This window comes from uncultured Parabacteroides sp., assembly GCF_947855115.1.
GTDB lineage: Bacteria > Bacteroidota > Bacteroidia > Bacteroidales > Tannerellaceae > Parabacteroides.
This window is the reverse complement of sequence record NZ_CANTZW010000008.1, coordinates 120457-134813: the sequence shown is the minus strand read 5'-3', so window position 1 is coordinate 134813 and position 14357 is coordinate 120457. Positions and strand designations below refer to the sequence as shown.

General features: G+C 47.2%; 12 protein-coding genes. 8 read left to right on the top strand and 4 right to left on the bottom strand.

Features of this window, described 5'->3' with window-relative positions; translation table 11 throughout:
- Positions 1-112: 112 nt before the first annotated feature.
- From Q0110_RS07590 to Q0110_RS07580, 3 genes are all read right to left on the bottom strand, one after another.
- Entirely contained in the window at positions 113-853 is a 741-nt protein-coding gene (locus Q0110_RS07590) for a murein L,D-transpeptidase catalytic domain family protein (RefSeq protein ID WP_297905207.1), read from the bottom strand.
- Between the two features lie 33 nt (positions 854-886).
- Positions 887-1906, bottom strand: a complete 1020-nt coding sequence (locus Q0110_RS07585; RefSeq protein ID WP_297905204.1) for a L,D-transpeptidase — start codon at positions 1904-1906, stop codon at positions 887-889.
- Positions 1907-2197: 291 nt separating this feature from the next.
- Positions 2198-3286 (bottom strand): acyltransferase, encoded by a 1089-nt coding sequence (locus Q0110_RS07580; protein ID WP_297905201.1) that lies wholly within the window; start codon positions 3284-3286, stop codon positions 2198-2200.
- Positions 3287-3465: 179 nt separating this feature from the next.
- Here Q0110_RS07580 and Q0110_RS07575 point away from each other — a divergent pair, with 179 nt between their 5' ends.
- Positions 3466-4002 carry a DUF308 domain-containing protein gene (locus Q0110_RS07575; RefSeq protein ID WP_297905199.1) on the top strand — a complete coding sequence of 179 codons (537 nt, stop codon included), beginning with the start codon at positions 3466-3468 and terminating at the stop codon, positions 4000-4002.
- Here the strand turns inward: Q0110_RS07575 and Q0110_RS07570 are convergent.
- Positions 3997-4905: a helix-turn-helix domain-containing protein gene (locus Q0110_RS07570; RefSeq protein ID WP_297905196.1), complete on the bottom strand. Its 909-nt coding sequence runs from the start codon at positions 4903-4905 to the stop codon at positions 3997-3999. The two genes, Q0110_RS07575 and Q0110_RS07570, sit on opposite strands and share 6 nt — an antisense overlap.
- 494 nt (positions 4906-5399) lie before the next feature.
- Between Q0110_RS07570 and Q0110_RS07565 the strand changes: the two genes are divergently transcribed.
- The 7 genes from Q0110_RS07565 (at position 5400) to Q0110_RS07535 (ending at position 14310) form a co-directional block, all read left to right on the top strand.
- A complete protein-coding gene (locus tag Q0110_RS07565) occupies positions 5400-6788 on the top strand; it encodes a TolC family protein (RefSeq protein ID WP_297905194.1) in 1389 nt (462 codons plus the stop codon).
- A gap of 45 nt (positions 6789-6833) precedes the next feature.
- A complete protein-coding gene (locus Q0110_RS07560) occupies positions 6834-7868 on the top strand; it encodes an efflux RND transporter periplasmic adaptor subunit (RefSeq protein ID WP_297905191.1) in 1035 nt (344 codons plus the stop codon).
- A gap of 6 nt (positions 7869-7874) precedes the next feature.
- Entirely contained in the window at positions 7875-10994 is a 3120-nt protein-coding gene (locus Q0110_RS07555; RefSeq protein ID WP_297905188.1) for an efflux RND transporter permease subunit, read from the top strand.
- A gap of 170 nt (positions 10995-11164) precedes the next feature.
- Positions 11165-11458, top strand: a complete 294-nt coding sequence (locus Q0110_RS07550; protein ID WP_297905185.1) for a PG0541 family transporter-associated protein — start codon at positions 11165-11167, stop codon at positions 11456-11458.
- A gap of 32 nt (positions 11459-11490) precedes the next feature.
- Positions 11491-12714 (top strand): NADH:flavin oxidoreductase, encoded by a 1224-nt coding sequence (locus Q0110_RS07545; protein WP_297905182.1) that lies wholly within the window; start codon positions 11491-11493, stop codon positions 12712-12714.
- Positions 12714-13505, top strand: coding sequence for an SDR family NAD(P)-dependent oxidoreductase (locus Q0110_RS07540; protein ID WP_297905179.1), 792 nt, complete (start codon positions 12714-12716; stop codon positions 13503-13505). Before Q0110_RS07545 ends, Q0110_RS07540 begins: the two co-directional genes overlap by 1 nt.
- A 220-nt stretch (positions 13506-13725) precedes the next feature.
- A complete protein-coding gene (locus tag Q0110_RS07535; RefSeq protein WP_297905176.1) occupies positions 13726-14310 on the top strand; it encodes a 50S ribosomal protein L25/general stress protein Ctc in 585 nt (194 codons plus the stop codon).
- The last annotated feature ends 47 nt before the right edge of the window (positions 14311-14357 follow it).

The window sequence follows — 14357 nt, the reverse complement described above, 5'->3', positions numbered from 1 at the left end:
TGGGACCCCCTGCTCCCAAAGCAGGTGCGCTAACCGGACTGCGCTACACCCCGTTTTGCAATTCATGATGTTTATCTCTGATTGCGGTGCAAAGGTACGTCTTTATTTTAAACTACAAAACTTTTTGATGACTTTTTACAAGAAAATTTTCTTTTTCATGCTGAGTGGATAGAATGGGACTTTGTGTCAAATAGCTTTTATCGTTAGCGTAAATAAATAAAAGAGTTCCATCCTTTATCGTATTAATAATTGGTTTACTGATAGATAGAGGCAATGCCGGACAACCAAAGCTACGCCCTAACCGACCGGAGGCCGCAGCTACCGATGGGTTGGAATAAGAAGCGCCATGAATCACTATCGCCCTTTGCTTTGCCAAATCATTTATTCCTTTTTCCAAACCATTCAAGATAAGCGAATAGCCGTTTCGACCTTCATACGTATTTTCCGTCAGGTAAAACCCTAAAGAGCTTTTATGGGAACCATTCTCGTTCGAGAAAGAAGTCGCATAATTTTCTCCGCTATTCTTACCGTGAGAAACCAATGAGGTATAGAGTATTCTCTTTTGCCGTATATCCAATACGACCAGACGTTCTGCCGTAGAAGGTTTGGAGAAATCTATTAATGTAAGGATATCCTTATTTTTCCGCTCGATCTTCCCGGAACCTTTAAGACCTCTCATAAACGCATCGAAACAAATCCATCGATCCAAACGCATCTCCTCATACAACTGACGGCTCATGGCCGTCACGGGCATAGATTCCGCTTCCGGGGATATAGCACGTAAAACGCCACCGGTTGAAATCGAACCCACCGACAAAACAATAAAAAACAAATACAAGAAAGCCCTTCGCATACTAAAAGAAATAACGCCGCAAAGTTATGGTTTTTATTCCAATACGAAAACAATCGTCTCATTAACAGGTGCCCAATCATAAATAAATCGCGCATGCGAAGTGGAATTCCGTACACACATATGAGACCGGGGGGTAGTTCCCAGCGAAGGACTATATTCAATCAACGATTTACGAGGAGCGTTGACCGGTACGCCATGGATATACGCCCCGTTCGTAAAACGATTGGCATATGGGGCGAATCCACCTGTCTCCTTGGAACCATCCACCAAATAAATCATACGAGATTTTTTTTCCTGAAGCACATACATCCCCAACGGGGTCTCCTGCGCATAAGGAGGACGACGCTGTCCGGTAGTCGCAGGATTCATGCTACGGACCAGCCATTTCGAGCCGACATGCTCCAAGGTCGCGATATTCTGATTGTGGCGATCTACGAAGATAGCCTTGTCAAAGACTACCGTATCCCCTATTTGCTTGATATATTTCTTTGGAGCATACCACTCCTCCTCCCCATCATATACGGTTTGTATACGAGCGAATTTAGAGCCCTCATCCATCGCCTTGACACGGACCAAGCTACCGTCGCATCCATAGATCTCGGGGGTCACGGTATCAATCGGCAAATAAAGCGGAACGGATTGATAACGTTCCACGCCAAGCGTATCGGAAACTCTCTTATAAGCATCCCTTTTGAAGACTCTCACTAGCGGGGCTTCCCCATTCCTGTTTTTATAATTCTGCAATATCGCCCATTGAGACGGTTCCCTTTGGATCGACTCCAATAAGGATAACCTTTCTCTCATCTTCTCCCACTGAAATTCCCGGATCGTATCTTTATAGGGATAAGTGTCTTCTAAAGTATGCTTATCGTAAAGTAACTCTTTCTCTATCTCGATACGGGGAGGCAAAGCAGCCACCGTTATAGTGGAATCCATGGATATAGAATCCACAGGGGTTAATACCTCGGTTTGAACGGTCTTGGTTCTCGGCGTACAATAGCTTAGCGTACAAAGACTCGATATCATAAGTATAAAAACTGTTCTCGTCATCATTACCCGGGATTTATTTGAATATCGTAAATATACCACTTTTTCCCAATAACAGGTAATCTTATCTTCCTGTTTACGAGAATATCGTATCAAAACTTCGTAGCACCAGTTTCCTCTAAGGGAAATTAAAATTTCCTCCTATAGAAACTAAAGTTTCTCGCTGAAGAAACTTTAGTTTCCTTAGCGAGAAAACCGCGATCGCTTTATAAGGCTTGACTATGCCTAAACCCACTTCGAATAACGGCGGGCAGATCGTCTTGTTTTTATGTAACGGATAAGGGGCTATCTTTATATTCAGCCTATAATCCATTTACTTCCCGGTATAAACGAGATAATCTTCGTTGTCACATAACAGCAGATAAATGTACTTACCGCGATACATGGAATGGCAGCGACAGTAGGCAACGCCAAGTCGTGCTTGAACACTGTCACCCATAATCCGAGCCAAAATATATGCATAAGGTACATGCCATAGCTGAGTTTGGACATCTCTGTTATAAGCCGCGGAGACTTCGCGTTGCCTATGCAGGAAAAAGCGAGGAACGTGCCCGCCGTAAGCAACACACAGTTGATCGTACAGAAAGCCCATCCGATCTCTATCTCGGGTGTGGTAAGGATTTCTCCGGGGATAGCCTGGATATAAAAAGAGTAGATAGTCAACACGGCACCGACTATCATCGAAGCGATTCCGATAACAAGACGCTTAGAACGGTTCCACGTAAGATGGACATGTATGTAATGTGCCAGTACAAGGTATCCTAAATAACCGGAGAAATACCACAGTATATGGTATTCGTTCCAAAAACATTGTCCCCACACCTCTCCAAACCAGCGATTAAGGTAGGGCATACAGGTTGATAACAGAAACAAGCCGATGAAAAAACGCTCTTCTTTCGCCGTGGCTTTATTCAACCATGGCGATATTACGGGGATAAATAAATAAAGGCTGATCAAAGGATACATAAACCACAAATGTCCAGCCTGCGAAGGAAAGTTCAAGAATATCCTCGACATATCTTTTAATGAGGTCTCGGCATCTATCTGCCCCCACAACATAGGTAAGGTGCTGTATAGTATCATGAATATGAAAAACGGAGGTAAGATGCGGGCACAACGCTGACGGTAGAATTGCCACGAGGTCAGCCCCGCCTTCATCGGCGCCAGAAGGAAGGCAGAGACAATTATAAACAGTGGCACCGCCATACGTGAGAAACCGTCGTATACAGCTACCCACAACCGATCCGCCTCACTGGCCAGAAAAGATTGCGGCCCGGCTATATCCGTGGAACCCTCAGCTCCATAAAAGTTTTCACTGGCGTGTACAACCATAACAAGGAAGCACGCAAACACACGCACGTAATCCAAAAAAACTATACGCTTCATTTTTTGTTTTAGTATTATTAGATGATTTCAAGTTTGTCTTTCTTTACGTGAAGCATGCATTCAAGAGGGATAAATTCATATGTTTTTCCTGATACTGCTTTATGGCGCGCAAAGATAGCAAAAGTCGGAAAGAATATATACCTTTGTCACAATTATAATAGAATATAAAATAAAAGCATATGAGATCTATCAATGGAGCGGTTTTACGCAGCGCGTTCGCTATGGTATTAGGATTTGTTTTGGTATTATGGCCGGAGGCTGCTATAACCTATCTGGTTATCACGATCGGTATATTATTCATTTTACCGGGACTGTTCGCCATCCTCAGCTATTTCACCCGTCCGAAAAACGAGTTCGGGGAGAAACCGATGTTCCCCATCGAGGCGGCGGGAAGCGTATTGTTCGGGGCGTGGCTGGTGATCATGCCTGAGTTTTTCGTGAATATATTAATGTACGTGCTTGGAGCTTTATTGGTAATTGCCGGCGTACAGCAACTGGTCTCATTGATCTCCGCGAGGAAATGGAGCAACGTACCGTTGGGATTCTACCTAATGCCGGCGTTGATCTTGATAACAGGGGTGATGATCCTCGCCTACCCTTTCGGCGCGGCGGCAAATACATTCGTGATCTTCGGCGTGGCCAGCATTTTCTACGGGGCCTGCGAGTTGATCAACTGGTATAAATTCCGTAAGCGTATAGAGAATACCGGATTATGATTTCCGGTATTCCATGGGCGATATACCCATATGCTTCTTGAAAAACTTACCGAACGTGGATTGATCGGAGAAGTGGAGTATATCCGCTACTTGCTGAACCGTGGCTTGCGGAGCCTTCAGCAGCATCTTGGCCTCGACGATCAAGGCATCGTCAATCCATTTATTCGCGGACTTACCCGTAAGCTCCTTCAATATAAGGGAAAGATACTGGGGGGTGATAAATAATTTCTCGGCGTAGAAGGTAACAACATGCTGTTCCTTGCAATGCTCGAAAAGCAATTGCAGGAACTGCTCGAAAAGCTCTTCCTTCCGAGAAAGCGTAGGCGCCGTCATCAATTCCTTTTTACCCATGAAAATATTGGCCAACTCGATAAAGAAACCCATTAAGGCGTTCTGGAGCGCCTCCTTCTGGAAAAAATGGGTACGCAGCTTCATCTTCTCCCTCAAGATGGAGAATTGACCGGACATATGCTCCGTCTCCTCTGCGCTCAGTGTAGCGCAAGGGTTCTTTCGAATTTGCATATAGTGTACCATAGAATGGTTCTTTTTCCCGGTCGGTGTGGTATATCCGTCCAAAAAAGATCGTGAGACGATCAGCAAACGTCCTCTCAGGTCTTTACTTACCTTCGATACCTGTATGATATGGGTCGGCATCAAAGTTATAAACGTATTCTTTTCTATCTTATATGGGATATAGTCTACCGAGATGTCGGCGGTGCCTTCCTGCACCAAGATCATCAACAAGGCGTTTAAACGCATCGGGGTAGAATGCTCCAACCTTTTTTCCTCGTAATTAATCAAGTCTCCATTCAGATCCGCTATTGATAAATCATCTTGAAAGTTGTCACTAGACTCAATCCCCTTGATTAACTCAGTAACTTCAATTAAAGGTAAATTTTTCATATCTATCTGTAGATTTTTATTATCACCTCGGACAAAGATAGGAATAAAAACCCAAAGACCGTTCCTTGTTTCGTTTTTAACTAATTTTCATCCCGAATTGGACAAATATAAAGAAATTATAGCGATACTTTGTTTCGTTTCAGACCAATACCATAGCTGTATAAACCTTTCCGGTCTTCTAAATATACCAGACCTTCGCGAACAGATTCAACGGGAATCTACGGTCATTGGTCGATTCCCGCGGACGAATCAACGCTTTTTACTTGTACACGGGAATTCTCCCGGCTACTTTTGAGGTATTAAAAAACGAATCTGACAAAGAAGTCAAAGCGGGCATGCCATCACCGATGGTATACGGCATGATCTCCCTGATATTCTTGAAAGGGATCAATGCCGATAAGGGAAGAAGAATCCCGGACCGGACTAGCCTCAAACAATCATATAATTTATAGAGAACATTTAATGAGTTTAATTACAGACAAAATCTATCCTAAATGAAACGATTATTAATGAGTAGAAAAATGATGTTGGTCGTATTTATGGTATTGCCTTTCCTTGGGGCGAAACCGGCTCTGGCCCAAGATACCTTAAGACTGGATCTTGGGAAGGCGCTAGAGATCGCCTTGAGCGAGAACCCGACCGTAAAAGTCGCCGACAAAGAAATACAGAAGAAAAAGTACGCACGCAAAGGATCGTACGCTTCTCTATTTCCGCAAATCAGTTTTGCGGGGGACTATAACCGTACCCTGAAAAAACAGGTGATGTATATGGACATCGATATGGGTGACATGGGAGGCAGCTTACCCGAAGGCTCGGACATGTCGAACATGGACGAGGGTTTCGAGGTAGGACGTAGCAACAACTGGAGCTTGGGCTTCAACGCCTCTATGCCACTGGTGAACGCTTCCCTGTGGAAAAGCTTGAGTATCTCGGCCCTAGACGTAGAACTGGCGGTGGAACAAGCCCGCTCTTCCAAGATAGCGATGGTGAACCAAGTGAAAAAGAGTTTCTACGCCGTCCTGCTGGCTAACGATTCTTACCGGGTGTTCAAGCAAAGCTATGATAACGCCATGGAGAATTATCTGGATATCAAGCGAAAGTATGAGCAGGGAACCGTTGCCGAGTACGACTTGATACGTGCGGATGTGACAGTCAAAAACACGGAGCCTAATATGTTGCAGGCAGAGAACTCTCTTACCCTAGCTAAATGGCAGTTGAAAGCGTTGTTGGGTATGGACTTGGACTTAAATATCGATTGCGACGGGCGATTGACGGATTTCAAGCACAACCTCTTCGCCGACTATCTATCCACGGATACGGCTCTATCAGGGAATACGGACTTAAAACAGTTGGATCTTCAAGCGAAACAATTGAAGAAGACGCTACTCATGCAGAAATTCGATTATCTACCGACCTTATCGTTGACCGGCCTGTATCAATGGAATGCCATGAACAACGATTTCAAGTTCAAGAACTACAGATGGAACCCATATTCGATGATCGGTATCACGTTATCAGTTCCCATCTTCTCCGGAGGAAGTAAATTCTATAAGGCGAAACAGACGAAAGTATCCATCGACCAGTTAGACCTGCAACGAGACGACACCAAACGTAATTTGCGACTGGCCGTGAAACAATACGTAGATAACATGAATACCTGCATAAAAAGGTTCGATGCCGCCCGGAAAGGAGTTGAACAAGCAGAGCGGGGATATATGATCTCACAAAAACGCTACGATACCGGAGCCGGCACATGGCTGGAAATGAACGATGCCGAACTTGCCTTGACACAGGCCCGTTTGAACTTCAACCAATCCATCTACGACTATATGGTGGCTAAAGCGGATCTGGAGAAAGTACTGGGTAACGAACCTATGGATTGAGAATTGAGAATAAAGAGTTTAATGGATAATAATCAAGAATAAATAATGAAGAAGACAAGTCAGATGCTGAAAGTAATACCGGTAGCGACATTGGCCTTGCTGATGTCTTGCTCGGGAAATAAGAGTGAGGAAACCACGGAGATACAGAGTGAGAAAGTGAAAGTAAAAGTGGAGACGGTATCCGTTCAAGACGTGGAACAGCTCAGTGAATTTACCGCTACGGTGGAAGCGAATGTAAAGAATAATATCGCTCCCCAAACCCCGTTCCGTATCGAGAAAATCTTCGCCGAGGTGGGCGATCACGTGAAAGCCGGGCAACTATTGGCCCAAATGGACGCTACCAGCTTGAAGCAAGCGAAGATACAATTGGACAACCAAGAGATCGAGTTCAAGCGTATCGATGAGTTATATAAGGTGGGCGGCGCTTCTAAATCTGCTTGGGACGCTCAAAAGACATCTTTGGAAGTGGCTCGCGAGACGTATAAAAATCTGGTGGAGAACACTCGGTTACTAAGCCCGATCAGCGGAATCGTAACCGCCCGCAATTACGATAGCGGCGATATGTACAGCGGTGGTAACCCCATCTACACAGTGGAGGAAATCCATCCGGTCAAACTAATGGTGAATGTTTCCGAGAGTCTTTTCACGAAAGTGAAGAAAGGCCATGAGGTAGATATCCGGCTGGATGTGTACGGAGACGAGGTTTTCAAGGGAAAGGTCAGCCTGGTGTACCCGACGATCGATCCCGCTACCCGCACGTTCCCCGTGGAGATCAAGATTACCAACTCGGACGAGCGGGTGCGACCGGGAATGTTCGCCCGGGTAACGATGAGTTTCGGGCAGATGAAACACGTCGTGGCCCCAGACCGCTCTATCGTAAAGCAATCCGGCGCCGGCGACCGGTATATCTATGTATGCAAGGATGGTAAGGTCTCCTACCAGAAAGTGGAGCTAGGCCGTCGTATGGGTGACAAGTATGAGATCATATCCGGAGTGGAGGATGGCGACCAAGTGGTTATCACCGGGCAAAGCCGCCTGACGAACGGTATGGAAGTTGAAGTTGAAATCGAAAACGAATAACAGAGTATGAGTTTATATGGAACAGCGGTAAAAAAACCCGTATCGACCGCCCTTGTATTTGTGGCGATCGTGATCTTCGGGCTTTTTTCCTTAAGCAGGTTATCAGTAGACCTGCTTCCGGAGATAGAGACGAACACCATCATGGTGATGACGGCCTATCCCGGCGCCAGCGCTTCGGATATCGAGATGAATGTCTCGAAGCCTTTGGAGAACGTGTTGAATAGCGTAAGCGACTTGAAGCATATCACGTCGCAATCCCGTGAGAATATATCGATCGTGACGTTGGAGTTCAATTACGGCATCGATATCGATGTCGCCACGAACGATGTCCGCGACAAACTGGACATGGTGGAGTCTTCCCTACCCGACGACGTGGAGAATCCGATCATCTTCAAGTTCGGTACGGACGATATCCCCATCTTGATCCTTTCCGTGACCGCGGAGGAGAGCACGAACGCTCTTTACAAGATCTTGGACGATAAGGTATCCAACCCATTGGCACGTATCAGCGGTGTGGGCGCCGTGTCTATCTCCGGTACGCCGATCCGCGAGTTGCAAGTATATTGCGACCCGTACAAGCTGGAGGCTTACGGGCAGACCATCGAAGGTATCTCTACCATCATCGCGCAAGAGAACCGGAACACACCGGGAGGTAGCGTAGATATCGGTTCGAACACTTACTCCTTGCGTGTGCAAGGAGAATTCACGGATGCCAAGCAGATGCTGGATCTAGTGATCGGTAGCCAGAACGGGAAGAACGTATACCTGCGTGACGTGGCCCGTGTGGAAGACAGTATCGAGGAACGTGCGCAAGAGACGTTCAACAACGGTACGAAAGGCGGTATGATCGTCATCCAGAAACAATCCGGAGCGAACTCGGTGAACATCGCCAAGAAGGTACACCAGAAGCTTCCGGATATTCAGGCCAGCTTACCCTCCGACGTGAAACTGGACATAATCATGGATACTTCCACGAATATCTTAAACACGATCGATAGCTTGAAAGAGACGATCATGATTACCTTTATCATCGTGATGGTGGTGGTATTCGTGTTCTTGGGACGTTGGAGAGCCACGTTTATCATTATCTTGACCATCCCGATCTCCTTGATCGCTTCTTTCGCCTATCTGCTGGCATCGGGTAATACGTTAAACATTATCTCGTTGAGCTCACTATCTATCGCTATCGGTATGGTGGTGGACGACGCTATCGTGGTGCTGGAGAACGTAACGACCCATATCGAGCGAGGTAGCCAGCCGAAACAGGCCGCCGTACACGCCACGAACGAGGTGGCTATCTCGGTGATCGCCTCTACCCTTACGATGTTGGCGGTATTCTTACCGTTGACGATGGTTACGGGTATGGCAGGTATCCTGTTTAAGCAGTTGGGATGGATCGTCAGCATCATCATGATCGTTTCTACCGTAGGCGCCTTGACATTGACCCCGATGCTTTGCTCGCAATTATTACGCCAGCAACCGGAGAAAGGTAAATTATACCGGATGTTCTTCACGCCGATCGAAAAAGGCTTGAACGCTTTGGATCGCGGTTACGGACATTTCTTGAACTGGGCCGTACGCCACCGGAAAACGGTGATCGCAGGCGCTACGCTGATCTTTATCGGCAGTATGATGCTGGTCCCGGTTATCAAGACGGAATTCTTCCCGACGCAAGATAACGCACGCATCGGTATAACGATTGAGTTGCCGATCGGTACACGACAGGATATTACCCGTGAGTTAGCCCTCGACATCGACCGGAAGTTCCGTGAGAAATATCCGGAGATCCTGATCAGTAACTTCACGGAAGGTACGGCCGATACGGATAATACCTTCGCCCAACTTAGCAATAACGGTACGCATATTATCGAGTTCAATATAAACCTGACCAGCGTAGGCGACCGTGAGAGAGGCCTTACCGAGATTTGCGAGTTGATGCGACAGGACTTAGCCCGATACAGCGAGATCAAGAAATTCGAGGTACTCGCCGGTGGACAGGAAGGTTCTATGGGTGGAGAGACCTCGGTTAACATCGAGATCTATGGTTTCGATTTCGCCCAGACGGATGCCGTGGCGAATGAGATCGCCCGCCGTATGAGGAATGTCAAGGGATGCTCGCAGGTGAATATCAGCCGTGAGGATTATATCCCGGAATACCAGATCGATTTCGACCGGGAGAAACTGGCGATCAACGGGCTGAACGTTACGACCGCCTCCATGTATCTCCGGAACCGTGTAAATGGTTCCACCGCTTCCAAATACCGAGAGGATGGAGATGAGTACGACATCAAGGTACGTTACGCCCCGGAATTCCGTGAATCCGTAGAGGATCTTGAGAATATCTTGATCTATAACAACGAGGGCAAAGGTATCCGCATCCGCGACTTAGGTAAGGTAGTAGAGCGTATGACTCCCCCGACCATCGAGCGTAAAGACCGTGAACGGGTGATCACCGTATCTGCCGTAGCGGGCAAGGGAGCGGCACTGAGCGATTTAGTCGCCGCCGCCCGGAACGAGCTGGCGCAAATGGAGATCCCATCGGACGTAAGCTGGCAGTTGGGCGGGACGTTCGAAGATCAGCAAGATACATTCACCGATTTGGGTATCTTGATGGTATTGATCATCATCTTGGTATTCATCGTGATGGCCGCCCAGTTCGAGTCGTTGGTAGACCCGTTCGTGATTATGTTCTCCATCCCGTTCGCCTTTACAGGTATCGTATTGGGATTGGCGATTACGCAGACCCCATTGGGGGTTATGGCCTTGATCGGCGTGATTATGTTGATGGGTATCGTTGTTAAGAACGGTATCGTGCTGATCGACTACACGATCTTATGCCGGGAACGTGGCATGGGTATTATCACGTCGGTAGTGACAGCCGGTAAATCCCGTCTCCGTCCGGTACTGATGACCACGTTGACAACCGTATTGGGTATGATCCCGATGGCGGTGGGAACCGGCGAGGGTTCCGAGATGTGGCGCTCGATGGGTATGACAGTGGCTTGGGGTCTTTCCGTGTCTACCTTGATTACCTTGATTATTGTTCCGACAGTCTATGCCGTATTCGCCGCCAACGGCGTAAAGCGAAGACGTCGGAAAATAAGGAAAGCATTACGAAATAATTAATTAACTTCGCGTATCGGAAGGGCTTCGGAGGCAAGTAAACCACACCGGGCATTGTAAGGCTGTTACAATGCCCGGTATAAGAGGCTTACAATGCCTATTCTAAACAGGCAAGAATGCCCATTGTGGGAAAGCGCCCTTCCGGACTCGTATCTTCATAAAAAATTGAATACATGAAAGCGATATTTATATCTTTCAACCAAGCATATTACGAGACCATCGTCAGTATCATGGACCGTAATAACCTCAGAGGATTTACCTACTGGGATGTCGTGCAAGGACGGGGAAGCAAAACAGGCGAGCCCCATTACGGCAATCACGCTTGGCCCACCCTGAATTCTGCGATCCTCACGATGGTAGAAGACGAGAAGGTGGATCATTTCCTGGAAATCTTGCACAACCTAGACAAGGAAACGGAAGCGCAAGGGCTACGAGCCTTCGTCTGGAATATAGAGAAAACCATCTAGCTCAATTCATAAAAACAATTTAATCTATCGATATGGACAAATCAATCCTGTTTACACCCGGCAAGATCGGTCCGCTGACACTTAGGAACCGCACGATCCGGGCCGCCGCATTCGAGAGCATGTGCCCGGGAAACGCTCCCTCGGAGCAGTTATTCAACTACCATACATCCGTAGCCGCCGGTGGTATCGGCATGACAAACATTGCCTACGCCGCCGTGACGCAAAGTGGCTTGTCGTTCGAGCGCCAACTATGGATGCGCCCGGATATCATCCCCGGCCTCCGCAAACTCACCGACGCTATCCATAAAGAAGGAGCCGCCGCTTCCATCCAGCTAGGTCATTGCGGAAATATGTCGCATAAAAAGATTTGCGGATGCACGCCTATCTCTGCGTCTAGCGGATTCAACCTCTACTCTCCCACGATCGTACGAGGCATGAGACAATCCGAGATCGCATCCATGGCCCGTGCCTATGGCGAGGCCGTACGGTTGGCGCGTGAGGCAGGTATGGATGCCGTAGAGATCCATGCCGGACATGGCTACCTGATCAGCCAATTCCTTTCCCCGTACACCAATCACCGGAAAGACGAGTACGGAGGAAGCCTCGAGAACCGTATGCGCTTCATGAAAATGTGTATGGAAGAAGTGATGAAAGCGGCCGGTTCCGATATCGCCGTAACCGCAAAGACCAATATGCGGGACGGATTCAAGGGAGGACTTGAAATAGACGAATGCCTCGAAGTGGCCCGCACGCTCCAAGACCAATGCGGGGTACATGCCTTGGTATTAAGCGGTGGATTCGTAAGCCGTGCCCCCATGTACGTGATGCGGGGAGAAATGCCGATCCGTACCATGGCGTATTATATGCCCCGGGGATATCTGCCGATCGGGATACGCATGGTCGGTAAATACATGATTCCCTCGGAACCGTTCAAGGAGGCTTACTTCCTAGAAGATGCGTTGAAATTCCGCAAAGCTTTACATTTGCCTCTTATTTATGTAGGAGGATTGGTCTCCAGGGATAAGATCGAGGAAGTATTAAACGACGGATTCGAGTTCGTAGCCATGGCCCGTGCCTTGGTGAACGAGCCGGGCTTCGTCAACCGCATGAAAGAAGACGAGCACGCCCGTTGTGATTGCGGGCATAGCAACTATTGCATCGCCCGTATGTATAGCGAAGACATGGTCTGCCATAAGAACGTGAAAGGTCTTCCGGAATGTATCGTTCGTGAAATCAAAAGACTTGAATATAAATAATGGAAAAGAAATGGGCTTTAGTCACGGGAGCCAGTTCCGGAATAGGTCTCGCCTATGCCGAGGAGCTGGCCTCGCGTGGGTATCAGTTGGTGATCGTCAGCAACGAGGAACAGGCGATCCGGGAGAAAGGGGAGTTGCTCGCAAGCAAATATGGTATAGAGGTTTTACCGCTTTATCGCGATCTGGCGATTCCAGGGGCGGCCAAAGAGCTTTATGACACTTGCCAAGAGAGAGACATCCCTGTAGAGGTATTGGTCAATAACGCCGGTATGTTTTTCTTCTATGAGATCTTACAGGCGAAGGCGAACACCGTCGAGAAAATGCTTTATCTCCACGTGACCACTCCTACCCAGCTTTGTTACTATTTCGGGCAGGAGATGAAGAAACGGCGTCATGGGTACATCCTCAATATGTCATCTCTCTCTTGTTGGCTACCTTATCCGGGAATCACGCTTTACGCTTCCACCAAACGATACTTGAAGAGTTTCTCCCGGGGCTTACGTTCTGAGTTGCAAGATTACGGGGTAAGCGTAACCGTGCTTTGCCCCGGTGCCGTAGCCACGAACTTATACAACCTGAGCGACAACCTGAAGACCTTGGCAATCCGCTTAGGTATCATGACACGCCCTGAGAAACTGGCGAGAAAAGGGATCAACGCCTTGTTCCGCCGCCGGGCTTCTTTAGTACCGGGCCTCTTCTACAAAATATGCACGCCCCTCGTAATGCTTCTCCCCCACGGCTTTGTCCGCTGGATCATGCGAACCACTAAATTAGTGAAGTTAGATGGATAACCCGATAAAATGACACATCTTTGTCAAGATACATAGAAGATAAAGCGATTGGAATATGACAACGAATCTATACAATCGGCTTACTCCGACAAATAACATCCGAAATATTTGTCATATAAAACAAAAAACGTATCTTTGCACCGCTTTTTAGCCCCGTACCGTGTGATGGGAAATTAGGAAGCGAAATAACTAATTTTGAGTAACACAAAAAATTAAGGAAATGAAGACATTTGAGTTAGAAGGAAAGACAAGAGAAATCGCCGCTCGTTCCGCGGATCAGAAAAGAACATTGAAGGCAATGCGTAAGAATAACGAAATTCCTGCCGTGTTGTATGGTGGCGAAAAAGTAACTCACTTCACGGTTACTAAAGAAGCCGTTCGTAAGTTGGTTTACACTCCGGAGATTTTCGTTGTAGAGTTGAACATCGACGGCAACAAGACAATGGCAATCGTAAAGGACATGCAATTCCAACCCGTGACAGACGAGATCCTTCACATGGACTTCTTGGAAGTATTTAAAGACAAAGCCGTAGTAATGGAAGTTCCGGTTGTCTTGGAAGGTCATGCGGAAGGTGTTAAAGCCGGTGGTAAGTTATCTCTTCAAATGAGAAAGCTGAAAGTAAAAGCTATATACGATCAAATCCCTGAAAAGTTGACGATTAATGTGGATCACCTAGGCTTAGGCAAGACTATGCAGGTAGGTGCTTTACACTTCGAAGGCCTTGAATTGATGAACGCCAAGAACGCTGTGGTTTGCGCCGTTCAATTGACTCGTGCCGCTCGTGGTGCTCAGGCTAAAGGATAATCTGAGGTAAAAACATTATTACAATACAAGAAGGGGAGGATATTCAT